The sequence below is a fragment of the Paenibacillus sp. RC334 genome, assembly GCF_030034735.1.
Taxonomy (GTDB): domain Bacteria; phylum Bacillota; class Bacilli; order Paenibacillales; family Paenibacillaceae; genus Paenibacillus; species Paenibacillus terrae_A.
The window spans coordinates 262,316-288,490 of record NZ_CP125370.1; the positions used below are offsets into that span (position 1 = coordinate 262,316).

At 50.2% G+C, this 26,175-nt stretch carries 17 protein-coding genes and 1 pseudogene; 7 read left to right on the forward strand and 11 right to left on the reverse strand.

Annotation, left to right across the window (positions count from 1 at the left end; translation table 11 throughout):
* Window positions 1-57: 57 nt before the first annotated feature.
* Window positions 58-794, reverse strand: a pseudogene (locus QMK20_RS01215) (Rpn family recombination-promoting nuclease/putative transposase); the annotation flags it as partial.
* Window positions 795-923: 129 nt separating this feature from the next.
* On the opposite strand from QMK20_RS01215, the gene QMK20_RS01220 reads away from it, so the two are divergent.
* Window positions 924-2,687: a sulfatase family protein gene (locus tag QMK20_RS01220; protein ID WP_283654242.1), complete on the forward strand. Its 1,764-nt coding sequence runs from the start codon at window positions 924-926 to the stop codon at window positions 2,685-2,687.
* A gap of 162 nt (window positions 2,688-2,849) precedes the next feature.
* Here the strand turns inward: QMK20_RS01220 and QMK20_RS01225 are convergent, their stop codons facing one another.
* From QMK20_RS01225 to QMK20_RS01240, 4 genes are all read right to left on the reverse strand, one after another.
* Window positions 2,850-3,968, reverse strand: a complete 1,119-nt coding sequence (locus tag QMK20_RS01225) for a Gfo/Idh/MocA family protein (RefSeq protein WP_283654243.1) — start codon at window positions 3,966-3,968, stop codon at window positions 2,850-2,852.
* A 71-nt stretch (window positions 3,969-4,039) separates the two neighbouring features.
* Window positions 4,040-4,768 carry a ThuA domain-containing protein gene (locus QMK20_RS01230; protein WP_283654244.1) on the reverse strand — a complete coding sequence of 243 codons (729 nt, stop codon included), beginning with the start codon at window positions 4,766-4,768 and terminating at the stop codon, window positions 4,040-4,042.
* A 37-nt stretch (window positions 4,769-4,805) separates the two neighbouring features.
* Window positions 4,806-5,978, reverse strand: coding sequence for a Gfo/Idh/MocA family protein (locus QMK20_RS01235; RefSeq protein WP_283654245.1), 1,173 nt, complete (start codon window positions 5,976-5,978; stop codon window positions 4,806-4,808).
* Between the two features lie 52 nt (window positions 5,979-6,030).
* Window positions 6,031-7,086: a LacI family DNA-binding transcriptional regulator gene (locus QMK20_RS01240; protein ID WP_404580103.1), complete on the reverse strand. Its 1,056-nt coding sequence runs from the start codon at window positions 7,084-7,086 to the stop codon at window positions 6,031-6,033.
* A 507-nt stretch (window positions 7,087-7,593) separates the two neighbouring features.
* Here QMK20_RS01240 and arfA point away from each other — a divergent pair.
* The 4 genes from arfA (at window position 7,594) to QMK20_RS01260 (ending at window position 13,299) form a co-directional block, all read left to right on the forward strand.
* Window positions 7,594-9,108 carry an arabinosylfuranosidase ArfA gene (arfA, locus tag QMK20_RS01245; RefSeq protein WP_283654247.1) on the forward strand — a complete coding sequence of 505 codons (1,515 nt, stop codon included), beginning with the start codon at window positions 7,594-7,596 and terminating at the stop codon, window positions 9,106-9,108.
* Window positions 9,109-9,528: 420 nt separating this feature from the next.
* Window positions 9,529-11,376, forward strand: coding sequence for an HSP90 family protein (locus QMK20_RS01250; protein ID WP_283654248.1), 1,848 nt, complete (start codon window positions 9,529-9,531; stop codon window positions 11,374-11,376).
* 26 nt (window positions 11,377-11,402) lie between these two features.
* A complete protein-coding gene (locus QMK20_RS01255; RefSeq protein WP_283654249.1) occupies window positions 11,403-12,464 on the forward strand; it encodes a hypothetical protein in 1,062 nt (353 codons plus the stop codon).
* Window positions 12,465-12,552: 88 nt separating this feature from the next.
* Window positions 12,553-13,299 carry a glycerophosphodiester phosphodiesterase gene (locus tag QMK20_RS01260; protein WP_283654250.1) on the forward strand — a complete coding sequence of 249 codons (747 nt, stop codon included), beginning with the start codon at window positions 12,553-12,555 and terminating at the stop codon, window positions 13,297-13,299.
* 172 nt (window positions 13,300-13,471) lie between these two features.
* On the opposite strand, the gene QMK20_RS01265 is transcribed toward QMK20_RS01260, so the two are convergent.
* The 5 genes from QMK20_RS01265 to QMK20_RS01285 all read right to left on the reverse strand — a co-directional run bounded on the left by QMK20_RS01265 (window position 13,472) and on the right by QMK20_RS01285 (window position 19,216).
* Window positions 13,472-14,299 carry a class I SAM-dependent methyltransferase gene (locus QMK20_RS01265; RefSeq protein WP_283654251.1) on the reverse strand — a complete coding sequence of 276 codons (828 nt, stop codon included), beginning with the start codon at window positions 14,297-14,299 and terminating at the stop codon, window positions 13,472-13,474.
* A gap of 173 nt (window positions 14,300-14,472) precedes the next feature.
* Window positions 14,473-15,348: a UTP--glucose-1-phosphate uridylyltransferase GalU gene (gene galU, locus QMK20_RS01270; protein WP_044646488.1), complete on the reverse strand. Its 876-nt coding sequence runs from the start codon at window positions 15,346-15,348 to the stop codon at window positions 14,473-14,475.
* Entirely contained in the window at window positions 15,345-15,767 is a 423-nt protein-coding gene (locus QMK20_RS01275; RefSeq protein ID WP_283654252.1) for a GtrA family protein, read from the reverse strand. The genes galU and QMK20_RS01275 overlap by 4 nt, the downstream gene beginning before the upstream one ends.
* Before the next feature lie 3 nt (window positions 15,768-15,770).
* Window positions 15,771-16,862 carry a glycosyltransferase family 2 protein gene (locus QMK20_RS01280; RefSeq protein WP_283654253.1) on the reverse strand — a complete coding sequence of 364 codons (1,092 nt, stop codon included), beginning with the start codon at window positions 16,860-16,862 and terminating at the stop codon, window positions 15,771-15,773.
* Window positions 16,863-16,879: 17 nt separating this feature from the next.
* Window positions 16,880-19,216, reverse strand: coding sequence for a glycosyltransferase family 39 protein (locus tag QMK20_RS01285; protein WP_283654254.1), 2,337 nt, complete (start codon window positions 19,214-19,216; stop codon window positions 16,880-16,882).
* 287 nt (window positions 19,217-19,503) lie between these two features.
* On the opposite strand from QMK20_RS01285, the gene QMK20_RS01290 reads away from it, so the two are divergent.
* The gene (locus QMK20_RS01290; protein ID WP_283654255.1) at window positions 19,504-20,190 is read left to right on the forward strand and encodes a response regulator transcription factor; all 687 of its coding nucleotides are present in this window, start codon (window positions 19,504-19,506) and stop codon (window positions 20,188-20,190) included.
* The gene (locus QMK20_RS01295) at window positions 20,187-21,677 is read left to right on the forward strand and encodes a sensor histidine kinase (RefSeq protein ID WP_283654256.1); all 1,491 of its coding nucleotides are present in this window, start codon (window positions 20,187-20,189) and stop codon (window positions 21,675-21,677) included. The genes QMK20_RS01290 and QMK20_RS01295 overlap by 4 nt, the downstream gene beginning before the upstream one ends.
* A 60-nt stretch (window positions 21,678-21,737) precedes the next feature.
* On the opposite strand, the gene QMK20_RS01300 is transcribed toward QMK20_RS01295, so the two are convergent.
* Window positions 21,738-26,030, reverse strand: a complete 4,293-nt coding sequence (locus tag QMK20_RS01300) for a S8 family serine peptidase (protein WP_283654257.1) — start codon at window positions 26,028-26,030, stop codon at window positions 21,738-21,740.
* Window positions 26,031-26,175 lie beyond the last annotated feature (145 nt).

Genomic DNA, 26,175 nt, shown 5'->3' on the forward strand with positions numbered 1-26,175 from the left:
AACGGCGGAGTTTCTTGGTTTAATACCGAGGAACTCCGCCGTTTTGTTGTTTTACTTTTATACTTGAATGGATTTAATTTCTTGTTCAGATAATCCGGTAGCCTTTGCAATCGTTGCTATGTCCAGGCCCATGGACAGCATGTTTTTGGCGATATTCTTTTTCTCTTCTATTTTTCCTTTCGCCATACCGACGGATTCTGCTCTATCGAGCATGGAAGCTTCATCGTGCAGGTATTTCTGCCGGGCTTCATACAGACGTCTTGCTTCCGAATCCTGACTCAAGAATTGCAGCGTGTCCATGGCTTTTTCCAATCCTGGTTCGTTCATTTTCAAAACCTCCCATTTGGATGGATCTGCGCCTTTAAGAAACAACAGCCAGTTGATAAGCCCTCCTTCTTCGAAGGATGCGGTTTGCTCATCCAGCTTCAGCAGTTCCAAAAAGTGTACTTCAATATCATCAATAAGTGATATCCCTGTGCGGTCCTCACGTAAATGGAATACATTGTGGTATTCATCGTTAGGTAAAAAAGAATAGTTGAGGATGTTAATGGTCACACATTTTTTAGTTCCTGGTATTTTTCGCCCTCATGAAGCTGTCCCGCATATCGCTTACTCCAATAAAACAATGTCCGCTTCTCAATATCGTATTTGTTGAAAAGCTGCATTTCGATATCAATTAGTTTGCCCTCTGCGGTCTTGGCATAGACATCAAAGATAGACTGCTTGTCGAGCGGATCGTCCTTATCCGTATAGGGATTCATTAAAATAATTTCGGTTAATTGAGCTTCTCCAGCTCCCGTTTAGTATTAATTATATCATCTTTTTTAAGATATCAGAATGTCTGAACTTCTTTTCCGAATGATACTGTTTTGGGGCTTCACAACATAATCTTAGGGTAAAAACCAACCTAGGATGTGTATTCCATGAACGATAGCTCATTTTCCCCCCGAGCCTTTGATAAACCTAATTTTCTGGTACTCCTTGTGGATGAGGAACGGTATCCTGCGGTTTATGAAAACCGGGAAATCAAAGAATGGAGCAGACAAAATCTTATTACGCAAGGACTCTTGAGGTCTCACGGGCTGGAGTTTCACAGGCATTATATTGGAAGTGCTGCATGCAGCCCCAGCAGGACAACCTTATTTACTGGCCATTATCCGTCACTCCATGGTGTAACTCAGACAGATGGGGTGGCCAAGGGAGCATTCGACTCAGATATGTTCTGGCTGGATAGAAACACGGTGCCTACGATGGGGGATTATTTTCACGCAGCCGGATACCAAACGTATTATAAAGGAAAATGGCATATATCCGATGAGGATATTATCATCCCAGGCACGCACAAAGCCCTCCCCAGCTATCATCCGCTGACGGGTGTACCCGACAGAAGACTGGAAGGCATATATGAGCAAGCCGACCGCTTGGATAACTTTGGATTTTCCGGGTGGATCGGTCCGGAGCCGCATGGGAGAAACCCACGAAATTCCGGTTCCTCCGCCGCTGTTGGTTTAAGCGGGCGAGATGAGGTGTATGCCGCAGAAACCGTTGAGCTAATCGAAGCCCTTGACCGTCGGAAAGAACATGACAACCATGCAGAGCCTTGGTTAATCGTAACTTCATTTGTGAACCCGCATGATATTGTTTTATATGGTGCTATTACTGCACGGTTGCCCATGTTTCGATTTGAGGTGGAGCCGATGCCAGCGGTCGCTCCTCCACCGACGATCAACGAATGGCTGGCTACAAAGCCGCGCTGTCAGGCAAGCTACAGGGATATTTACCCTAGAGCGTTACAGCCCATTATTGATCAGCCCTTTTACCGAAAGCTGTACTACCAGTTGCAAAAAAATGCAGACCGTCAGATGCTTAAGGTATTTGAAGCACTGACCCGTTCTTCTTTCTATGATAATACCATAGTGATTTTTACGTCCGATCATGGAGATTTGCTAGGCGCTCACGGCAATCTTCATCAAAAATTTTACTGTGCGTACGAAGAGGTTGTGCATGTGCCTTTGGTTATCCATAACCAACATCTGTTTCCTCAATATAAAAGCGAGCATACCCTGACAAACCACGTGGATCTCCTGCCTACAATGCTTGGACTGGCGAATGCTGACATCGCTGCGATCCAGAGCGGCCTGCAAAACAGTTTTAGCGAAGCCCGTCCCTTGGTGGGACGTAATCTTACTCCTGTTATCCGAGGACAGAACCAGGGGGAGATAGCTGACCAGCCGGTTTATTTTATGACCGACGACGATGTGACCCGAGGCCAGCAGCAGATCAATATACTGGGAGAGGCATATCCGTCTGTTGTTCAGCCCAATCATATCGAGACTGTCATTATGACCCTGCAAAGAGATGGTGTGAAGGAGTTGTGGAAGTTTACCCGCTATTTTTACAGTACTCAATTCTGGAGCCAACCGGGGGTGAAGGATGTTACTATGCGACCCGTGGGTGATCATACATGCGGACAATACTCTCAATGGGCTACACAGGTCAAAACAAAACCGGATCGTGACGAATTTGAATTGTATAACCTAACCAACGACCCTTTGGAAACATGTAACCTTGCCCATCCCGCATTTGCAACGCAGCAGACCAGAAGCGTTCAACAACAGATGATGCACTTACTGGAGGAACAACGTAAACAAAAGCGTTTATATCCCGCTCAATCAGGCATATGGTGAAAACTACGCGTTTCCCCTTTTGTATCTGGCTACAATGTCACAATACGAACAGCGGAGCTTCTCTTTGAAGGAGGGGCTCCGCTTTTTCGGGCTCACATAGCCATGTTTTGTATATGGGTTAGACAATATTGATGGGATCATGTACGAAGATAGAGCGTGTATTCATTTTTTGAAAGCTGCATCCAACGTATACAAGGGCAGATTTTCCGGCAAAGCTGCCGGGCGCAGGCATGTGCTCTGCATCGGATAGAACGACTGTTCATCGGAGGAATCATGGAACGCCCACATCGCCTCCAGCACATGGTAGGCCAGTTCACCGCTGGCGCGGTGAGGCCGTCCGCTGCGGATAGCGTAGGCCATATCGGCAACGCCGATGCCCCGTGTATTCTCCTGGTAGCCCGGCAGCAGCGGCGCCTCTGTCCATTCCTGCTCGCCCAGCAGCCTGTAGCGAACCGGCCCTCCGAACGTGTTCGGGTCAGGCACCTGCAGCGTGCCAAGAGAACCATATACCTCAATCGGTGGCAGGGAGCTTCCACCAAAGATGTCAAAGCTGGTAATCAGCGTGCCGACAGCCCCCTGCTCGAAGCGTAGCAATCCGGCCACATGGGTCGGAATGTCGACCGGGATGGTCTGGCCTCTCTTTTTCTCGCTTGTAATCATTCGCTGGTCCAGCGCCCTGCCTGTCATGCCGGAGATGGTGGCAATCGGACCAAGCAATTGCACCAAAGCTGTCAAATAATAAGGCCCCATATCAAACATCGGGCCGCCGCCCACAGCATAATAAAATTCAGGATCGGGATGCCAATGTTCATGTCCACGGCTCATCATGAAGGCCGTAGCGGCTACCGGCCTGCCAATGACCCCGTCCTCAATCAGCTTCAATGACGTCTGTATGCCGGAGCCGAAGAAGGTCTCCGGTGCGCAGCCAACAAGCAGTCCCTTGCGGCGGGCCAGCTCCAAGACTGCCTGGCCCTGCTCACGGGTGACTGCAAGCGGCTTCTCTACATAGACATGCTTGCCTGTCTCAAGAGCTCTGAGGCACACGTCGGCGTGAACGGCCGGAATGGTCAGATTAATGATGAGTTCGATCTCTGGATCAGCCAGGATCTCGTCTACCGAATATACGTTCGGAACGTTGTACGCTGCTGCCTGCTCCTTAGCCCGGCCTTGGTCCAGATCCGCTACTGCGGACAGCTCCAGAATGTCGAAGCGATGGCAATTTTCCATGTAAATTCCGCTGATTTTACCACAACCGATAATGCCCACCTTCATTTTGTTCATGCCTGGACTCCCTTCACCTTCAAAAAATGGATAATGGAATTTCCTACTGCATCCGAACCATCCTGTCCACGCTACCGCTGCTGGTTGTCTGCCATGCCAGTATAAGCATCTGCCAGGGAGCTTCCCCGGGCAGCCGCCGTCTGTTTGCCTGCTGCCGCCCACAGGAACCCGCTGCGCATCATCTCGGTCACTTGAGGCATATCTATGATATCCGCGTGATGTCCCAGCGAATTGTAGAAGACGCGGCCGTTCCCCCAGCGCTTCGTCCATACAACGGGCATATCCACCAGCCCGTTGGCTGAATGTGGTCCCGGTACGACCGGGAAGCGTGTGGTTGCCAGCACTTCAACCGCCGGGTCTACGTGGAGGTAGTACTGCTCGCTTTTGACCTGAAAATCCTCAATATGGTCCAGCAGCGGGCTGGAGCCGCGCTTCATGTTCACCATATACTCCACCCCGTCATTGCCGGGATGTGCAACCCATTGCCCGCCTGTCATGAACTGCCAGTCCACATTGTTCCGGAAGGCATCACACATGCCGCCATGGCAGCCTGCCAGGCCTACGCCGCTCTGAACTGCTGCCGAGACATTATTGACCAGTTCCTGCTCAATCTGTCCCATGGTCCACAACGGAACGATCAGGTCCAGGCCTAGCAGCTTCTCCGCATCCTGGTAGGCTTCAAGGCTATTAGACACCTCCACCTCGAATTGCTCTTCCTTCAGAATCCGTTCAGAAATGGCCGCCACCTGTTCCGGCTCATGTCCGTCCCATCCGCCCCATACAATCAGTGCCTTGCTCATCTGTAATCCACTCACCTTTCGGAATGTGATAGTTATATTACATTTCTTCAATGGATACCCAGCGGCGCTCCTCTATGGATCGTTCCACTGCTTCAAGCACGGCCTGACAAGCGACCCCGTCGTGGAAGTTCGGTACAGGCTGCCGTCCCTCGGAGATGGCACTCATCAGCTCAAGCATCTCGTGGGTGAAGGTATGCTCGAATCCGATCGTATGTCCCGCAGGCCACCAGGCCTCGGAGTACTTGTGTGCCGGATCGGTGGCGAGCACGCGGCGGAAGCCCTGAACGTCCTCCTCATCTTGCGTGAAATACACTTCCAGTTCGTTCATTCGTTCAAAGTCAAACCGCACACTGCCCAGACTACCGTTGATCTCGAATGAATTGGTGCTCCGGTGTCCAGCCGCAAACCGTGTGGCCTCGAAGCTGCCCAGCGCACCTTCGGCGAAGCGTGCCAGGAACAGCGTGGCATCATCGACCGTCACTTCTCCCATCGGCGCATTCGCCCCGGCGCTGCCCTTGGCGCTCAATCCGGTCATCTCCGAAGCCAGCGGGCGCTGCTTGATGAACGTCTCGCTCATACCGATCACTTCATGGAACTCGCCGACCAGGAACCGGGCGAGATCAATCAGATGGGCGCCAAGATCACCATGAGAGCCAGAACCTGCCACTTCCTTTTGCAGCCGCCACACCAGCGGGAAGGACGGGTCCATGATCCAGTCCTGAAGGAAAAAGGCACGGAAATGATAGATTTTGCCCAGGCGACCGCTCTCGACTAGCTGCTTAGCCAGTTGGACAGCCGGAGAGAAGCGGTAGTTGAAGCCGATCATATGTCTGACACCCGCTTCCTCCGCTGCCTGTAGCATGTCACGGGAATCCGCCAGCGAGAGCGCAAGCGGCTTTTCACAGAACAGATGCTTGCCATGGAGGGCAGCCTCAACGACAATTTCCTTATGGGCATTACTCGGGGCGTTGATGTCAATGAGATCAATATCGTCACGTTTCACCAGATCACGCCAATTGGTAACGCTTTCGGTCCAGCCGAACTGGCGGGCAGCCGCCTGAACCCCCTGCTCGTTGCGTCCACAGATGACGGACATCTCCGGCTGCAGCGGGGCACCCGGGAAGAACATGGGCAGGCTACGGTAAGCGTTGCTGTGAGCCTTGCCCATAAATTTGTAGCCAACCATTCCGATACGAAGCCGATTAGACATGTCGTTATCCTCCTTATGGGTCTGAGTTCCAGCGAATTGTTGACGAATGCGGCTATTGACGAATGGATGATGCCCTGATAATCAACTCTGTGGACAGAAGCTCTCTTATCGAGGCGCGTCCGGTCAGTTCCAAGGCTGAAATGCGGTCCAGAGGATCCGGTATAAGCTTCGAGGCCGCAAGCACCCCCATCTCATAAAAAGGAACGCGGACACTGCTCAGCGGCGGAACGGCCATCTCGGCCACATCCGAATCGTCATAGCCAATGAACGCCGGGAACCGGTCAACTCCCAGTCCGAGCTCGCGCAGACCCTGCATCACCCCGATGGCCATTCGGTCGTTCGCCGCAAATACGGCGTCAATATCATTCAGCCTGCCAGCGATTGTAGCCGACGCTTCGAGCCCGCTTCGACGGCTGTAATTGCCCTCCAGAAGCAACTCGCGATCATATTCAATACCGGCATCCTGAAGCGCGGTGCGGTATCCCTTCAATCGCTCTGTACTGTTGGAATAGATATCCGGGCCGTTGAGAAAGGCAATCCGCTTGCATCCCTGCTCAATGAGGTGACTTACAGCCGTCCGGCTTCCCTCCACATGGTCTGCATCCACTTCACAGAACGATTGTCCTGCAAAATGGTGATTCATGACGCAGAACGGACGCCCTTCTTCCTGAAGTCTCTTCAGCGCTTCCAACTCATCGTGGTCATCTCTGGCCCCAAGGATGATACAGGCATCGACCTTTTGCTGGCGGAAAAGACCGCTGTAATCCATCTTTTCCCCCGGCTTCCGGAACAATAGTAGCAGATCAAGCCCGCTGTCCCTGGCCTTGCTTCCGATGCCGCTCAGCATCTCGGAGAAAAAATAGGCTGAGAACAGGTGCGCCTTCGGTACATAAGGCATAACCACACCAAGATGGCCGCTCTTGCTTCGGGCAAAGTTGCGGGCCAGCGCGCTGGGAACATATCCAAGCTGATTGGCGGCGTCCTTGACCTTCTTGCGGGTCTCTTCCTTGATGGGACCGGCCGCGTTCAATACCCGCGACACCGTCGCTTCAGACACGCCGGCGAGCTCTGCTACTTCCTTGCGCGATACGATATTACCCACCTCCAGTCATTTTATGTACGCGCGTACATTTTCTCATGCAGCCCTGCCTTTGTCAATCCCACTTTCCTTAATAAAATTTTGATCGCATCTGTACAACTATAGCTACTTCAGGATTTTACAAAATTCAATTCCAGCCGCTCCAAAGTGCAATATTGTCGATTACAGGTCGCTTCCCGGATTTTTGCAAAATCCTTACTTAACAAAGAAGTTATTTGCTAAACGTAACCAATTGCTTATCGTTTATTAATATAGTTAATAAATATATTAAGTATTTAATAATAATATTGACTATAATATTTATGGTGTGTTATATTAAATTCGTAAATGAGCATTTTGCAACAATCCCAAGAGCGATTTCAAATCAGCAATATAGAGATCGAAACGGTTTAGTTCGTCTATCTATTGTACTTTCGAGCGTTGGGAATCGAATGATGCAAAATGCTGAAATAAAACGGTTTGTTAGTCTTAGAGGTACAACGGATTTTATTTTCGCATTCAGAGAGGATGGTTTAGGTGGCAGCAGCTGTAAAAGCAAAAATGATTGTAGACAAGTCATTTCGTATTGCTGAAGTCGATAAACGCATTTATGGTTCTTTTGTAGAGCATCTCGGGCGTGCTGTATATGGTGGTATTTATGAGCCTACTCATTCAACTAGTGATGAAAGCGGTTTCCGTAATGATGTAAAAGAGCTGGTGAAGCAGCTTGATGTTCCTATTATACGCTATCCGGGCGGGAATTTTGTGTCCGGCTACAATTGGGAAGATGGTGTCGGTCCTGTCGCGTCCAGACCTAGACAGCTAGAACTGGCGTGGAGAACGGTCGAGCCGAATGAAGTGGGTACGAACGAATTTTTCAAATGGGCGAAAGATATCGGTTCAGAGGTCATGATGGCGGTTAACCTGGGTACACGCGGGATTGATGCGGCACGTAATCTGGTGGAATATTGCAACCATCCAGGCGGCTCCTACTGGAGTGATCTGCGTCGTAGTCACGGTGTTGAGCAACCGCACAAGATTAAAACCTGGTGTCTCGGCAACGAAATGGATGGCCCGTGGCAGATCGGACACAAGACAGCGGAAGAGTATGGTCGCCTTGCGGTAGAGTCCGCAAAAGCAATGAAGCTGATTGACCCTGACATTGAGCTTGTATCATGCGGCAGTTCCAGTTCGACAATGCCGACGTTCCCTGAATGGGAAGCGACGACGCTGGATCATACCTATGAGGTAGCCGACTATATTTCTCTGCATCAATACTATGGCAACCACGACAATGATACGGCCAATTATTTGGCACGCTCCATGGATATGGACCATTTTATTCATACAGTTATTTCGACCTGTGACTATATCAAAGCGAAGAAACGCAGCAAGAAAAAAATGATGCTCAGCTTCGATGAATGGAATGTGTGGTACCACTCCAACGATGCGGACAGCAAAATTGATCCGTGGTCTGTGGCGCCGCCCCAACTTGAGGATATTTACAACTTCGAGGATGCACTACTGGTGGGAAGTATGCTTATTACGTTCCTGCGTCATGCTGACCGTGTAAAAATGGCTTGTCTGGCCCAACTGGTCAATGTCATTGCGCCAATCATGACTGAAAATAACGGCAAAGCGTGGAAACAGACGATTTTCTATCCGTATCTGCATGCATCCCGTTATGGTCGCGGTGTATCGTTGATGCCCGTGGTGGACTCGGAAAAATACGATTCCAAGGATTTCACAGACATTCCTTATCTGGATAGCGCTGTGGTCTATGATGAAGAGGGAGACGCTCTGACCGTCTTTGCGGTAAACCGCCACTTGTCCGAGTCGCTGGAGCTGACAGTGGATGTGCGCAGCTTCGAAGGCTATCGCATTGTGGAGCATACCGTGCTGGAGCATGACGATCTCAAAGCAACTAACAGTCCGGCAGGAGAAAAGGTAACGCCTCACAACGGCGGTAATGCCAAGCTCGACGATGGCATCGTAAAAGCTCATTTGGGCAAAGCCTCGTGGAACGTAATCCGTTTCGCCAAGTCTCATTAATCCTTTTTCTGCAAAAGGTACAGCCCCGGCTGTACCTGAAAAAGCCCGCATTCTCTCTTGTATGGGTATACAGGAGCAGCCATGCGGGCTCTTTGTATAAAATGAGCCATTTGTCCCTCAGCAGATATAGCGATACAAGAACAGGCTGATTTTTAAATAAAAATTATTTTAATTACTAAATTTAACTAAGCGAAGATGATACTTATTAACTATACACTCATATTACATACATTTTTATGAAGTTAATTAGACCCATTTACGATCAGCCAAGGTGAAAAAAGACCCTATTATAGCGTTGTCAACGTATTGATATCTGAAATGCAGGGTGTACAATCCGTCTGTAATCCACGTTATAATTTACATGATGGTTTATTCAAAAGCCAAGGATTGTCGTAGCATTTCCAGAAAGGAATGATCTGTATGAGTCAAACGAACGAATATCGTTTTCAGGTGAACTTGGGCGGGATGATTGATATTTTGGCCAATCATTTATATAGCAGCCCACGCGTGTTTATACGCGAGGTACTGCAAAATGCAACAGACGCAATTACGGCTCGCAAGGAGCTAGGGGAGACTGCTGCTGAAAGTAAAGGATTTGAAGGTAAAGTGACCGTGGAGTTATCTGGCTCCGGTGAACAACAGGTTTTGATGATTCAGGATAACGGCATTGGACTGTCGGAAGAAGACATCCACCGCTTTCTGTCGATCATTGGCCAGTCTTCGAAGAAGGGGGCAGATTTACTGGCCTCGGAGACATCATTTATCGGGCGATTTGGGATTGGCTTGCTGTCTTGCTTTATGGTGAGCGATGAAATTGTGGTGCTGACGCGTTCAGTAAAGGAAGGCATCTCCATGGAATGGAGAGGGAAACCGGACGGAACGTATACGATCCGTCGATTGGAGACTGAACTGCCTGTAGGCACGCAAATTTATTTGCGCTGCAAGCCGGGGAGCGAGTTTTATTATGAGCCAGCTCAGGTGGAGGAGTCTCTATTTTATTATGGGGCGTTGCTGCCATATCCGGTCATGCTGTCTGTAGACGGGGAGACCAGGCGCGTCAATCTTCCATCTACCCATTGGATGCAGGACCCGGAACAATTGCGCAGTCGTCGCGGTGAGGTGCTGGACTTGGGCTATCGCCTGATGGGTGAGCGCTTTGGCGATTTTATTCCACTGCGGACGGCATCGGGCAGAACAGGCGGGATTGCATTCATTTTGCCGCGTAGCATTAATCTCAACAGCAAGCGGCTGCATCGGGTGTATCTGAAGCATATGCTGGTGTCCGACAAAGCAGAAAATGTATTGCCGGAGTGGGCTTTTTTCATTAAAAGTCTGATCTGGACAGATGAATTGCAGCCGACGGCATCACGTGAGTATTTTTATGAAAATGAGCAGCTTGACGGTGTTCGTTCTGAACTGGGAACCTGTATTCGGCAAGAGCTGCTACGCATGGCGGAGTATGAGCCAGACCGCTTGCAGCACTGGATTCGTTTGCATGAGCTTTCCATGAAGGCGCTCGCGGTGGAGGATGATGAATTTCTGCGGATTATGCACCGCTGGTTTTCCTTTGAAAGTACATTTGGGCGGCGGGAGCTGAGTGAACTGATCCGCGAGGCGGGCGGGCGTCCGCTCCATTACACATCGACGGTTGATGAGTATCGCCAGATTACCCATGTGGCGGCGGCGCAATCCATGCTGGTGATCAATGGCGGCTATATTTACGATACGGAAATTTTGGAAAAGCTGCATTGGATCGACCCTGCTCTGCAAGCCGAGCGGCTTAGTCCCGAGGATGTATCTCTTTCATTTACCGGGCTGACGCAGGAAGAGCGCGAGCAGTATTACAGCGTGCTGCGCGTCATGGATGCTGCTTTGCAACCGATGCGCTGCCGTACTGAATTGAAGCGTTTTGAGCCTGCGAGCTTGCCTGTGCTATATACCATTTCGCAGGATGCGCTAACCTTGCGTTCAATGGAAAACACCGTCGAAGAAACAACGGCGCTTTTTTCCAATGTACTCGATAGTCTGAAAGCCGGGGTCCAGCAGAATGCGGGCTACTCGACCTTATATTTTAATCTGAACAATCCGGTGGTGGCGCGTATTTTTGAGGCTACCGATACACAGATGATTACGGCTGCAACGGAAATGATGTATGTGAACGCACTTATGATGGGCCACTATCCGATGAATCGGAGTGAGTTGGGGCTGATGAACCGGAGTGTGCTGCATTTTATCAATTGGGGATTAGGGAACGGACAGAACATGTAATTGCATAATTACAGGAGGCTAGTCGAATGGAAGATACGATATATGATTTGATGGAACAGGCGCAGGATCTGCCCGGTGGGGCGGCAAAGCTGGCGATTTTGGAGGAAGCGGCCCGCTTGGCGGATGCTTCCGGTTTGAAGGAGCTCGCCTACGAAGTCCGGGGAGAAATTGTGGACTGCGCTATTTTTAATGGATATCCGTTGAAGGCGCTGATCGCTTTTTCGTGGCAACTGGGTCAATTTGATCAAACCCCCGACGAATATGATGAGCAAGAGTTGCTGTGGACTTATAAATGGATTCTCGGCAAGGTGTGCAGCTTTCCCAATATACCGAAAACCCAGGTGGAGGATCTTGTCGAGGATATGCGCAAACGTTATGCCGAATACGGGTATAATGAGCGTCCGTATCAATACTATAAGTTCCGTATCGCGATGGATATGGGGAGACTGGATGAAGCACGCCAGTATCTGGATACCTTTCGTACGATTGAACGGGATAGCATGAGTGATTGTGAAGCCTGCGAGCAGAGCCAGATCGTACGGTTTTACTATTTGACCGGAGAGGACGAGCAGGCGCTTTCCGTGGCCAAACCGATTTTGTCGGGACGGATGACATGCGCGGAAGTGCCGCATGTGACGCTCTCACAGGTGCTATTGCCGCTTTACCGTCAAGGGGAAGCAGACAAGGCGAAGGATCATCATCGTAACGGGTATCGCCTGGTTCGGGATGACCGTGATTTTCTGAAAACCATAGCGGAGCATATCGAGTATTTGGCGGTTGCGGACCCGGTTAAGGGAATTGAAGTGGTAGAGCGTCATTTGCATATGGCGCTGGATTATGAGAGCGGGCTGGAACAAATGTATTTTTACGCGGCAATGGTAGGTCTGCTGCAAAAGCTCGATGCTTCGGGTGATAGTAGATTGATCCGTCTGCCTGCTTCTTTGGAGTGGGGCAAAGAGGAGCGTACGCTGACAGAAATTATTGCGTATTTCAGACCACTGGCAGAGTCGGCGGCAGCAGCATTTGATCGACGGAACGGGAATACGTTTTATACCGATTGGATCGGGAAAATTGTTCAAACCGCGTAGAAGAAGACGCACCAGTAACGAACATTTTATACAGCCCAAACAATGAGGCGGTATAATGTTCCTGTGAAATGACAGGAGGGGTTATGTAGTGACTGTAACCGAGAAAGTTATTAATTTTGCACATCGCGGTGCTTCGGGTGTATGCCCTGAAAATACGATGGCGGCGTTCCGCCACGCTTTGGAGCTGGGGGCAACCGGCATAGAGACGGATGTGCAGCGTACCCGGGATGGGCATTTGGTGCTTATTCACGATGAATCGCTGGAACGCACGACAGGTTCCCCGCTGGATGTACGCGATATTACACTGGAAGAACTGAATGGGTTAGATGCAGGCGGCTGGTTTGATGAGAAATTCCGGGGTGAGCGTGTGCCGCTGCTGGATGAACTGCTGGAGCTGGCGCAGGCTTCGGATGCAATCATTAATCTGGAATTGAAAAATAGCATTTACCTCTATCCCGGTATGGAGGAAGAGGTGATTGCCGCTGTACGGCGTTTCGGTTTAGAGGAGCGGGTGATTATCTCCAGCTTCAATCATGAATCACTGGCGCTCTGTGCGCAATTGGCCCCTGAGATCAGGACGGGAGTGCTGTATATCGAGATTATGGTTCGCCCGGCGGAGTATGCAAGCCGATTCGGGGTCACAGCACTGCATGCTTACAAGCATTCCGTCACACCGGAGGGAGTATCTGAGGCACTGGCAGCAGGTGTAGTCTATCACCCGTGGACAGTGAATGAGCCGGAAGAAATGAAGCGGCTGCTGGAGGCGGGGGTGAGTGGTATTATCACCGACTACCCTGATCGCTTGGCATCTCTATTGGCTGTCCGCTCTTCCTAAGCCGACGCCGAAGATACCACGGAACTGCGACTAAGATTCGCAGGGACATGAGTGTGGCTATTTTTTTGAAGCCAAAAGACTCTCCTGTACGCACTCGTTTTTACGAGGCGAAGGAGAGTCTTTTTTGGGCTTGAGCTGAAGAATATATCATCACAATGATCTTGTTTCCTTTCTATTTGACGCCGAGCCGCATACGATAGCTGAACAGGATATCCAGTGTTCTGTCCTGAAAATGATCTTCTACGAGCTTCACAAAGCGGGCCAAATCTTCATCAAGCGCTCGATTGCCGAGTTTGAATAGCGTTTGTATACCGCCTTGACTAAGAACAAGCCCTATATAACGAGCTGCGTCACACTGCTCATGGTTATGGAAGACAATCTCCCGGGTATATCGGAATTGTCCGCTGCGCTGTAGATTAGGCAAATGCTGTTCCTTGCTCCATTTATGGGCTTGCTGCTCTACAGGTGCTTCCCGATTCAGAATCTCATCTGCTTTGGCGATCAGCTGTACATAAGCTTGGTCTATCTCCCATTGCAGCACCGGAGGCCAATCGCAGTCAAAGGCAGCGAATACCCCGCCCTGAGCCAAAACTCTGCCCGCTTCCCTGAGCGTGCTGTCGGGGTCCATCCAGTGAAAGGATTGAGAGCAGGTGATGACGTCTACAGTTCCATCCTCAAAGGGCAGGTTGTTGGAGAACCCGCTTTTGAAGGAGATGGTGCCTGCAGTTATCGCTCCTGCTGTCTCCAGTTTGCGCTGCGCTTTTCCTCTCATGTCCGGGTTGGGCTCGATGCCGACAATTTGCCGGGCCGTCTCTTTCCAAATGAAAGTCGAAAGCCCTGTTCCACAGCCAATATCGGCCACAAGCTCCACTTTTCGTTCCAGATAGCGGGTAATGATCTCGACAACGAGCGACGGTGCTTCCGGACGGTGTTGGTCGTAGTCATCGGCAAAGCCGTTGAAACGGTCTACATTATTTTGCAAATTCCCCTCAGGTATCATATGGACTTTTTCCTCCCTGATTTCGGCGGACAGCCGAGCATATTCCGATGGTACTGTACTTTTACATTGTACAGGTTTATATGTTTATCCTTCCACTCTCGTGGTTCCACAACATGGATTGGATATCAGAATATGCACAGGAGGAGGGGATAGGTGAATCTTGTGTGCCTATTTTATCGGGAAGCCAGCGCCCACTCGCGCATCATGGAGTCAAGCATTGGACGAAGATCCTCACGTTGCATACCCATGTGAAGCACAGCTTCCAGATATCCGGCCTTATCTCCAATGTCGTATCGCGTGCCTTCCAGCTCAAGTGCCAGCAGTTGATTTTGCAATGCTACCTGATGAAGGGCGTCAGTCAGTTGATATTCGCCGCCCGCACCCGTGGACAGATTCTCCAATATCGAGAAAATAGAAGGCTCCAATACATACCTCCCAATGACTGCTTGCCGTGAAGGGGCTTCTGCAGGAGATGGTTTTTCAACAAGTCCGCCAACTTCGTGAATAAGACCGTTCTGATGGATAGAGTCAATAATGCCGTATTTACTTACATCCTGTTCTTCCACTGTGCGTACGCCAACCACTTGCTTGCCAGTCGCTTCGTAGACATCCATCATTTGGCGAATCGCCGGAGTGGAGGAATTCATAATATCATCGCCCAGCAACACAGCGAATGGCTCATCCCCAATAAACTGACGGGCACAACGTACCGCATGTCCCAAACCGAGGGGTTCTTTTTGGCGGATATAGTGAATGACCGCTTTGCCCCCGATGCTTTGAACCTCGCGCAGAAGATCATACTTGCCTTTGCTCTCCAGCACTTGTTCCAATTCCACGGACTTGTCGAAATGATCCTCGATGGCTTTTTTATTACGTCCAGTCACGATAATGATGCTTTCAATCCCGGATTTGATGGCTTCTTCAACAATATATTGAATAGCTGGCTTGTCGACAATCGGAAGCATCTCTTTAGGTAAAGCTTTCGTAGCAGGTAAAAAACGTGTTCCTAATCCAGCGGCTGGAATAACGGCTTTTGTAATTTTTCTCATAGAGATTCACTTTCCTTTCGGGATGGGGAACCGAATACCCAGTATCGGCTCCCGATATAATTGATGATCATTCCGGCTGCGGTGGCGATCAGCTTGCATACGGCAAGCGGCAGCCCGGTTCCACTGTGAAGCATTTGCAATAATAAGGAGGTCAGTCCCAATACGATCAGGTTGATGACGATAAATTTAAGCAATTGACGTTTGTGAGTATCGGGTGCTGGTTGTTTGTTGAATGTCCATTTGCTGTTCAAAATGTAACTGTTGGCTGTGCCGCAGCTGTATGAAATGATCTGCGACAACACAACCGGAACTCCGGCCCAAGCCAGCAGCATGAAAATGATGTAATCTACTCCCGTATTCACCAGTCCTACCATGCCAAAACGGATCATAGGGAGTAGCTGAGCCATGCGACTTTCCATAGGTTATGCTCCGTGACCGGATTTAGGTCCGGTATATACCGCGCTGTTGCCGCGTACTGTGCGGCTGGCGGATATTAGGCTGTCACGGGAACCTTGCATGTACAGGGATTCACGTTGTTCAGGGGCCTTCATGGCATGGGTCGGGCCGTTTTCGTATTGTCCACCCAGATGTTCACGGACAATGTAGAGCGGGCGGGCTTTGGTTTCGTCATAAATCCGTCCAACATATTCACCCATGATACCGAGAATGATCAGGATCACTCCGTCAAAAATCAGGCTGATGCTAATCATGGACGACCAGCCCTTCATGACATAGGAATCGGTGAAAAAGTTGAGAAACAATACGTACATCAAATACAGGAAGCCGGACATGGACAGGAGTGCGCCGATATAACCTGCCAGCTTGAGCGGTTTAATGGAAAAGGATGTGATTCCGTCCAGACTGAGCTTGATCATGCGTTTCAGCGGATACTTGGTTTCACCTGCGAGCCGCTCATCGCGCTCATATTCAACAGCCGTCTGCTTGAAGCCGATCCAGCTAACGAGTCCACGGACAAACCGATTATTTTCCGGCAGCCGTTTCAATTCGTCTATTACCTTGCGATCCATCATGCGGAAATCGCCGGTGTCTACCGGGATATTAATATCCGTCGATGCTTTCAATACACGGTAGAAGAGACTGGCAGACCACTTTTTGAAGCGGGTTTCGCCATTGCGTTTCAGCCGTTTGGCGTAGACTACCTCATAGCCTTCCTTCCACTTGTTGGCCATCTCAACGATCAGTTCCGGCGGGTCCTGGAGGTCGGCGTCAATAACGACGACCGCCTCTCCCACCGCATAATCCATCCCGGCGGTAATCGCTAGCTGATGACCGAAATTACGGGAGAAATCAATCAATACTATGGTATCGTCTCTGAGACTGAATTCCTTGATCAACTGGACGCTGCGGTCCGAACTGCCGTCATTTACGAATATCAGTTCGTAGGGCTCGCCCATCGAGCCCATGACTTGTTTCAGCCGCCGATAGGTTTCGGTAATGACGGCTTCCTCGTTGTACATCGGAATAACTATGGAATAACGGATTTGTTCACTCATTAGTAGTTCCTCCTTATTTATAATGTGATTTCGTATAAAGTACCGCTTCCGCCACGTTCGTCTCCGCCAGGTCCGCCTTGACCATCCTGAGCGTTCGAGTTGCTGTTCGTGATGTCGCTTCCGCTGTCGGATGCTTCAGCATTGGTACTGGTTTCGCCAGTTGTTGTTTTCCATTCATCTGTAGGAATCACTTTGCCATGATCTTTGATCCATGCAGTGACTTCGGAGTTACCGCTATCCGGTCCACCGCCGCCTCCACCAGAAATCATGAAGTACTTCACTTGACCGCTTTCCACCAGCGCCTTGATCTTATCGACGGTATATACCGGATCGGAGGATACAAAGCCGTTCATAATAATCACTTTTTGCCCGGCTTCAATCATGTAAGGAGCGGCTGTTGAATAATTGCTTGCTGCGAAAAGGTAGGTTTCACCTGTGTTATGCTTTTGTAAATAGCTCAGCGTTTTGCTGTCCAAGCTTTGACTACCGTTTGGTCCACCCATTCCTCTGGAGCGGGTAGAAGATCTCTGTTCTCTGTCTGTGCTTGTTCCTGTGCTTGAAGTAATACCATCAGAGCTGGATTGCTCTGCATTGTTGGTTTGGTTATTCGTTTGAGTTCCTTCAGCTTGTTGCCCATTTGTACCCTGGCCTCGGTTGCCCAAATTACCTCCCGGCATTCCGCCACCGCCTCCACCGCCGCCAAATTGAGACGGTCCGGCTTGTGGAATCATGCTGTTCCCCCCGTAGGTAATTGGCGTCAATGCCCAGTACACAGGGCCGATGAACATTGCGAGTACACTTGCAATGATGGCATATCTCGTGAACTTCTCAGATTTCAATCGTGCTACTACCAGTAGCGCCGTGCCTATGATACCGAGGATCAATACGGCGATGGACCAGCCACTGCCAATGGTGTCGTTGTAATTTTGCAGGACGAACCAGCTAAACACCGAGGTTGCCAGTACCGCTGCGGGTAACAGCCAGGAGAGCCAGCCGGAACGCTCACGATATTGCTCCCATAATTCCACGAATCCGGCTCCGAAGAGCGCTGCAATTGGTGGTGCGAGCATAATCAGGTAATAATGATGGAAGAAACCGGCTACGCTGAAAAATGCAGCTACGGGAATCAGCCAGGCCAGCCAGAAGATGACCTCTTTGTGTTTTTGCGTGATATTACGGCGTCGAATGCTTGCAAGCAGACCAATTGAAGCAATCAATGCGAATGGGAGCAGCCAGCTGGCCTGACCTGACAGGGCAGCTTGGAACAACCGTAAAGGTCCCTTTTCACCAGTGCCGAACATGCCGCCACCAGAATTTCCACCAGGTCCACCCTGACCACCGCCCGGACCGCCTTGACCGTTACCGCCAAATCCGCCCGGCGGCATTTGGCCACCAGCGCCGTTGCCGTATGATGATGTGCCATCGGTACTGGAAGCGCCTGTTGTAGTGCTATCCGTTGATGTAGTTGCTTGAGCTTGATCCGAATTGGTATTGCTGCTGGTTGAAGCGTTTTGTTTCCACTCCGAGCGTTGACTGCCACCAGCGCCCCCGCCTGTTCCTTGGTTTCCCGTCAGACGGGACAGGCCGTTATAGCCAAAGGCCAGATTCAGTACGGAGTTCGTACCGCTGCTTCCCATATAAGGGCGCTGGTCTGCTGGAGTGGAGTCGACCACGACTGCCCAAGAGAGCGACACGGCCACGAGAACGACTGCCGATGCTGCCAGTGTTATCGCTTTTCGCTTCCAGTTAAACTTGGAGGCCAGCAGGTAGAAGAGTCCCAAAGCGGGAACAATCATATAGGCTTGAAGCATTTTTTCGTTAAAGGCGATACCTACGACTGCGAAAGCCCAGAGGATCGGTCCCATTTTGTGGTTTCTAATGCCTCTGAACAGCAACCATGTTGCGAGCAGTAGTGTGAAAACCAGCATCGCATCAATGTTATTGGTGCGGCTGACCGCTACTGCAATTGGTGTAGTTGCCATAGCGAAGGCGGCCAATCGAGCGGCCATCGTACCGAAGCTCGGCTTGACGAGCAGGTAAACGAGCAATACCGACCCGACCTGAGCGAGCGCTTGCGGCAGAATAACGCTCCAGCCGTGAAGCCCGAATATATAGGCGCTCGCGGTCTGAATCCAGAACACGACGGGCGGTTTGTCTACCGTTACCGATCCGGCCGAATCGAGTGAGGCAAAGAAGAAGTTGTGAAAGTTTTCTAGCATGCTTGCTACGGCCGTCGTGTAGTAGGTGTTAACATATTTGTCTTGCCAGATGTTGTATCCGTTCAAAATCGCGGATATCAGCATGATGATGATGAGGGGGACGTCCGCCCTGCTCTTGAACCATTTCTTAATCATGTACATTCCACTCCCTGTGAAATTTCTTGGTATTTTCCGTTGCACTAGCCGCTATCTTCAGGACTGTGGAATGATCAGCCACTTCCGATCTTGGGCCCGGTGAACTACCGGCTTGCTATTATCATGCCTGACGTAGCTGAAATGGTTATGAGCGCTCCCTGAATGTTAGCTGAAAGCTGGATAGGGATGCTTTTTTTACGTAAATATTCAGGTATATTAGATACAGGTGAAGATGAATCGATCTTTTATTAAGAAAAAAAGTGGTTTCATGAAAGGGAAGATAACCGATGAATCCGATACACGGGGTTAAAATTATGCTAGCGGACGATGAGCCGCACATTTTGCAATTTTTGGAGCTTGGGCTGATTAATGAAGGCTATGAGGTTAAAACAGCTGAAAACGGCAGTGATGCACTGGATTTAGCAAAAGAGTTTCGCCCGCATGTTGCAGTGCTGGATGTTATGATGCCTGAAATGAACGGCTTTGAGGTATGCCAATGTCTCAAGGAGACAGAGGATAACATTGCAGTTATTATGCTGACAGCCAAGGATGATGTGGATGATCGGGTAAAAGGATTAAAACTGGGCGCGGACGATTATGTCGTGAAGCCCTTTAGTTTTAATGAACTGCTGGCCCGGATTGAAGCGCGTCTGCGCAATCAGTTTCCCGATCTGCTCGGAGAAGTGGTTCACGGACCCTTTCAGGTGGATGATCGACGAAAGGAAATTCGCTACCAAAATCAGGTGCTGGAGCTGTCGCCTACCGAATATGAACTATTGAAGTTTTTGGTGTTGAATCACGGGATTGTTCTTAGTAAAAGTCGAATTCTGGATCGAGTATGGGGGTACGATTTTGGGGGCGAGGACAATATTGTCGAGGTGTATATTCGCTCCTTACGTGAAAAGCTCAAAGACAAGGAGCATCGGGTCATTCGTACGCTGCGTGGTGTTGGGTACCGGGTGGACTTGCTATGAAGGCGGCGGGGAAAAGTCGGAGAAGAACTGCGCTCCGTTCTCTCCGCTCCCAGCTTTTGGCCAGAACGTTGCTTATTTTGGCTCTACTGCTCGTCTTGATCGGATTTTTACAATATTTCCTGATGAAGGATTTTCTGTATCGCAGTCGGGCGGATGCGATGGGGACGCAGTTAGGTTCAATTCCTGCCGATTTATTGATTAAAGATTCGCAGGAGAAGAGCGGAAGCTCCACCCCAAAAGAAGGAACCAATCGGAAGGATAACCGACCGAGGCCGTTTCTGTTTTGGCCGGATATGTCGCTTGCTTCCATAGATACAGCTGGAGCCTTTACGAGCCTGTCTAACGAAAATGGACTTACGCCGCCGAGGCTCACCACTCCGCAGTATATTTCGATGCAGCAAAACAAGCACATGCGTTATGGCTATCAATTGCTCACGGATGCCCAAGGGAACGAGCAACTGGTCGTATTCCGTCCGCTCGGTCCGCCTGACCATTCGAATGGGCTGCTTCAAATGGGTGTATCCACAACTTCCATGCAAGAGCAGCTGATTAACCAGTTGCGCACCTTCATTTTGCTATCTCTGATTGCACTTGCAATTGGTCTGGCACTCATGCTTCCAGTGCTGCGGCGCACGTTGGTGCCTCTTTCGAGGATGGTTGAGGCGGTCAAACGCATTGATGCGGGTAATCTGGCCGAGCGCTTTGACGCAGAGCAGGGGCAGTATGAGGTGGACCGTTTGGCGGTATCCTTTAACGGGATGCTGGAACGGCTGGAGCATTCTTTTGCTGCCGAGCGTGAGTTGCAGATGCAGATGAGACGGTTTATTGCCGATGCTTCCCATGAACTGCGCACCCCGCTTACGTCAATTCACGGTTTTTTGGAGGTGCTGCTTCGTGGAGCGGCATCTAATCCTAAGCAGCTTCAATCTGCATTGGAGAGTATGTATGGTGAATCCAAGCGGATGAATAAGCTTGTCTCCGATTTACTGCTGCTGGCTAAGTTGGACCGGACGCCCGAATTGAAGCTGGAAGATATGTCGCTGGATACGTTGCTGCTGGAAATGAAGCCGCAGCTTCTGATGCTGGCGGGCAAGCGAAGAGTGATTTTTGATATGACGGCGGGTGTGAGAGTGCTGGCGGAAGGGGATAAAATCAAGCAGGTCATGCTCAACCTGTTCCATAATGCTGTTCAGCATACAGATATGGAAAGAGGTGTGATCCATGTAAACTTGTCTGCCGGGAAAAAGCTGGCGGATATTCAGATTCGGGATAACGGGCCAGGTATGAGCAAAGAGCAGTTGGAGCGGATTTTTGAACGCTTTTACCGTGGAGATGAGTCACGTACACGCAGCTCGGGCGGAGCTGGTCTTGGTCTGGCGATTACACAGTCCATTGTGGAAGCACACGGCGGGAAAATCACCGCTGCAAGTACGCCGGGAGAAGGTAGTGTATTCAAGGTTGCGCTACCGTTAGCGGGGACGGTATAACATAAAAGCAGCCTCCCGAACCGTGACGTTGTCTATAACGCGGCTCGGGAGGCTTTTGGGTTAGTTAATCAATGCAGCCTTTTGTAAAAGCACATGCAGCACCTTGGCAGATGCTTCACGCGTTGTAGGTGCATCCGGCTGGAAGTAGGAGGAGCCTTTGATGGTTTCCCCGTTGATAATGCCTGCTGCGCTCACTTTTTCAATGCTATCCTTGGCATAGCCTGCAAAAGATGAAGCATCATGATACGGTGTGCGCGCAGGGCCATCGACAGACGCTTTGATCTTGAGCAGATCTACTGCCTTGCTCAGCACGACAGCAATTTCCTGCCGACTGATGTTAGCGTTCGGATCGAATTTGTCGCCGCTGCGACCTGTGATCAATCCGGCCTCATAAGCGGCTGCCACATCGCCAGAATACCAGCTACCTGCTGGAATATCGCCGAATGGTGCGGCAGTACCCGGTGTCAGGCCAAGAGCCCGGGTTACCAAGGCTGCAAATTCCGCACGTGTCACGTTCTTCTTCGGTGAGAAGGCCGTGTCTGTGGTGCCGTTGATCAGCAGCTTGTTCGCAAGCGACTGAATCTCGGATTGAGCATACGACGATGAAATATCTTCAAAGCTAACGGGACGAGTCGCCGCTGCATACGTCGAGAAGCCCGGACGGCTTACCTTAACGACTGTTGATCCATCTGCCTGCTTGGTAAAGACGGATGGAACCGGGTAGACATTTCCGTTAGCTGTATAGAGAACACCGGCTGTATTCGGCTCAATTTGGCCAGGTACGGTGAAGGAACGACTAATGAACTGTCCTGGCGCAACTTTAAGCGGTTCGCTCTTGCCTCCAGTGACAACATTAGCTTCAAACCCTACAGGGGTGCCAATCACAGTCGCCCCTTTCAGCTTGCTCGTAAATGTGTTGCTTTCCTGTACCTGGCTGCTGATTACCACTTCAATGCCTGCACCGGCAGGAGCATTTTTCAATGCGGATATCGGCAAAGCCAGGGAAGATCCTGTGTTGCTCACAATCAGGCTGCTTCCTGCCGCAGCCTTGCCCAGTGTTGTCAGTTGGGCAGAAGTCAGCGCTGCTTTGGTCGTTTGACCCGCTTGGCTACTGGCCGACAGGACAATGGCTATTGGGCTGGAGCCTGCTGCCGTCACAGTAGCCTGCAAATCTGCATCGGTTACAGTCAGTGACTGTACATTGTTGTTAACCACGACAGTTGTGGCTACCGCTTTTACCGCCTGTCCTTGCTTCACTACGGATTGAAGTGAAGGTGCAGATGTAGCGACAGGGGTGGATGTGGTGGTTGAAGCGGAAGGTGTAGTATTACTTCTGCCGCCACCTCCACCACTTCCTCCACCGCTACTGCTGCCGGAAGCGGCACTATTGTCGACGCGAATGGCCTTCATAGCGCTGAAAAATTTAGGACCGTCAGTATTGGTCTCGACTTCGCCTTTCGCATTCAGTTCCGGCGAATTAACCTCCAGCTTATACACACCGTCCTTCAAATGCTGAATAACGGGCTGACCGCTGGCATCCAGAACAGGTTTTCCGTTAGCATCGTATTCGACATAGCTTCCGTCAATGTCCTTGAAGGAGTATGCGCCTTGCTTGAGACGGGCGTTAACTCCTTGCTCCTTAGGAGTCGTAATTCCATTAATAAGACCAATCAACTTATCATCTATGCCATATACATAGAGCGCAATTTGGTTCGTTTTATCCGTGGTCAGGCGGAAAGCGAGATCTGTTGAGCGTTGGGCACCTGTACGATTCGGGTAAATAATCGGGTTGGTTACACTCAGATCCTGCAAGCCGAAGCCTGTAGTCGGATTTTCCTTGCCAACATGAACGACGAACGGCAGATGCATTGTAGGTAGTCCGGCGCTTTTCAGGATGACTTCTCCCTCATATACGCCTGTAGCTGCACTTGAGCTTGGCTGCACGGACAGGAAGAACGGTTGGGATTTACCCGCTTCTGCCGAGATCGCTCCATTCGTGCCGACACCTTGCAACTGAACAGCGATATTGCTCACGTCAGGCGTGACAATCGGGTTCTTGGGATCAGAGGTTACATGATCATGCAAAATGTAGCTGGCTTCATACTGTACGCTGTTAGCGGACAGATTTTTGAGCTGCAATTGAATTTGCTTCGCATCACTGCCTGGTTTTAACACCCCGAAGCTGGCGGAAGGATTGTAGTTCACGACCTCCTGCCGATTGAAGTTCTTATCGAGAATCGTAATCTTTTCAACAGTTTCCAGCAGGGCTGGTGTCTGAATCGCATTGGCGATGTTTACAAGTCCTGCACCTTGGGAATACACATCGTATTGGATTTGATCCTCATCGTAAAGCGTATCCGACGTGTTCGCCAGAGCAGCACGGATATCGAACGGCGTCCAGTTTGGATGCTGCTGCTTCAGCAATACAGCAAGTCCGGCTACATGCGGAGAAGCCATACTGGTTCCGTTGCTACGTTTGTAAGCATGATCATAAGAAGCATCCGGATAGAACTTGGCGAAAGCAGGATAGGTTGACAAAATGCCGACCCCCGGTGCACTCACATCCGGCTTGATGCTAAGCAGCTCGTCGCCGTTCGGCCCACGGGAGCTGAATCCAGCCATCGTGTTGCCTGCATTATCTGTGCGAATATAATCCTTTCCGAAGGAGACAGAGAACTTCTCTCCGGCGTTGTCGACGAGTTGTTTAGCCAGCGCGCGACCTTCCTTACCTTTCATATCAAAGGTCGGAATAAAATCAAAGCTGTCGCCCTGGTTAGCGTTTACGTAGCTATCTAGACTCGGAATGGAGTCTGTCAAATCAGCCTGCATGATGTCAGTCGTTTTTGCTCTCCCGTTAAAAATGATTACGGCCTTTGCGCCGTTTTCTTTTGCATTTGCAATTTTATCCACGAATGCCAGGCTTCCACGTGACACGAGGACAATTTTTCCGGCTACATCTTTTCCTTCAAAATCATCAGGCTGCCCCAAATTTGCATATACCAGTTCATAAGGGGCAGTTCCCATAATTGAAGCAAAATCCTCTTGGCCTGTTCCCCAGCCCAACAGATTAAACCCGTAATGTGCATAAGCATCAGCGGTTACTGTTTTCTTCAATTCACCATTCGCTTCCCAATAGGAATCACGGGTAACTGAAGCTGTGCCTGAAAAGCTTTTGCTTGGCGAGGTTGCCGCACCGACGGAAATGGCCAACTGGGATGAGGCAGGGGAACCCATTGAATAATAATAATTCCCGTCTTGTGCCGCATTACCATTCGCAATGACAGCAACTACACCGGAAAGCACCGCATTATTGATGGCAATGGAGTCCGGGGAGTTCGGGTCCTTCTCGGAGTCTGAGCCGAGGGACAGGTTAATCACGTTCATGCCATCCTTGACAGCGCGTTCAATACCGTCAATGACCTGTGCGGAGGAACCGGAGGAACGCCCCGTCTTGGTATTACGTCCAAGTACTTTATACACGTATAAGTCCGATTTATAGGCAATACCCTTTTGTACAATATCTGCCGTTTTATTAGCGGCCTGGCCAGCAATCGTACCGGAGACGTGTGTACCGTGTGTTGTTCCGGCAAAACCTGTGCCGTACGGGTCATTCTCTTTTTCAAGGAAAGGCTCCTCGTAAGGATCATTGTCCTGCTCAAAAGAGTCATATCCACCTTTGTAAGCTGCTTTCAAATCCGGGTGCTCATAATCGATCCCGGTATCAATAACCCCGACCTTAATCCCTTCGCCTGTCAAACCTTTAGCCCAGGCTTCAGGAACGCCAATTTGATCCAGCGGTGCGTTATCATACGTTGCTTCGCTGACGGTGAGTGCTGGCGGGTCCTGTACGGGGATGGAATAATACGTTTTGTTTTCGTGGATGGATTTTACACCTGGCAGCTTTGCCAGTTCCGGAATTTTATTGGCTGGCAGCGTAATCTCCAAACCGTTAAGTACCGTATTGTACTTGTAATTCACTTGGAGCGGAATACCGTTCTGTGCTGCTTTGTCCACGAACGTTGTTTGCTCATTGACGATAGCCGATTCCGCTTTTTGCTCGGATCGTGCCGTGAAAGTCTGGTTACCCGACCGTGCCGCATATTGGTCCACGGCTAGTGGCTCACCATCAAGCTGCACGATGACTCTGACCTGCTGGGAGGAAGTGGTATTCAGCTCGGGTGAAATGAACGCCGGAGTCGCTTCGGAAGTCAAAGCTTCCTGTGCTTCTAAAAATGAACGAGTTTGCAGGTCTACGGTAGCGGCAGAACTGACAGACGGAAGAGACAAGCTTACCATCAAGGCAAGAGCGAGTGTTACGACAGGAATTTTTTTCGAAATGATCGGATTTTTCAAAGATTTCCCTCTTTTCAATCAAAATATGATTTGTCTACATACTAGGATTTGAAGTCACTGCCGAAGTTCTCACGCCTCCCTCAAGATTCAAATGAAAGAATTGACCACTGGTGACTAACTTGTCAGTTTTGAGGAATATCTTACC

Excerpts from the sequence above, each read along its gene's own strand:
- QMK20_RS01220 (WP_283654242.1), top strand. The coding sequence starts at position 924 with ATGAACGATAGCTCATTTTCCCCCCGAGCCTTTGATAAACCTAATTTT.
- QMK20_RS01225 (WP_283654243.1), bottom strand. The coding sequence starts at position 3,968 with ATGAACAAAATGAAGGTGGGCATTATCGGTTGTGGTAAAATCAGCGGA.
- QMK20_RS01230 (WP_283654244.1), bottom strand. The coding sequence starts at position 4,768 with ATGAGCAAGGCACTGATTGTATGGGGCGGATGGGACGGACATGAGCCG.
- QMK20_RS01235 (WP_283654245.1), bottom strand. The coding sequence starts at position 5,978 with ATGTCTAATCGGCTTCGTATCGGAATGGTTGGCTACAAATTTATGGGC.
- QMK20_RS01250 (WP_283654248.1), top strand. The coding sequence starts at position 9,529 with ATGAGTCAAACGAACGAATATCGTTTTCAGGTGAACTTGGGCGGGATG.
- QMK20_RS01255 (WP_283654249.1), top strand. The coding sequence starts at position 11,403 with ATGGAAGATACGATATATGATTTGATGGAACAGGCGCAGGATCTGCCC.
- QMK20_RS01265 (WP_283654251.1), bottom strand. The coding sequence starts at position 14,299 with ATGATACCTGAGGGGAATTTGCAAAATAATGTAGACCGTTTCAACGGC.
- galU (WP_044646488.1), bottom strand. The coding sequence starts at position 15,348 with ATGAGAAAAATTACAAAAGCCGTTATTCCAGCCGCTGGATTAGGAACA.
- QMK20_RS01275 (WP_283654252.1), bottom strand. The coding sequence starts at position 15,767 with ATGGAAAGTCGCATGGCTCAGCTACTCCCTATGATCCGTTTTGGCATG.
- QMK20_RS01280 (WP_283654253.1), bottom strand. The coding sequence starts at position 16,862 with ATGAGTGAACAAATCCGTTATTCCATAGTTATTCCGATGTACAACGAG.
- QMK20_RS01285 (WP_283654254.1), bottom strand. The coding sequence starts at position 19,216 with ATGATTAAGAAATGGTTCAAGAGCAGGGCGGACGTCCCCCTCATCATC.
- QMK20_RS01290 (WP_283654255.1), top strand. The coding sequence starts at position 19,504 with ATGAATCCGATACACGGGGTTAAAATTATGCTAGCGGACGATGAGCCG.
- QMK20_RS01295 (WP_283654256.1), top strand. The coding sequence starts at position 20,187 with ATGAAGGCGGCGGGGAAAAGTCGGAGAAGAACTGCGCTCCGTTCTCTC.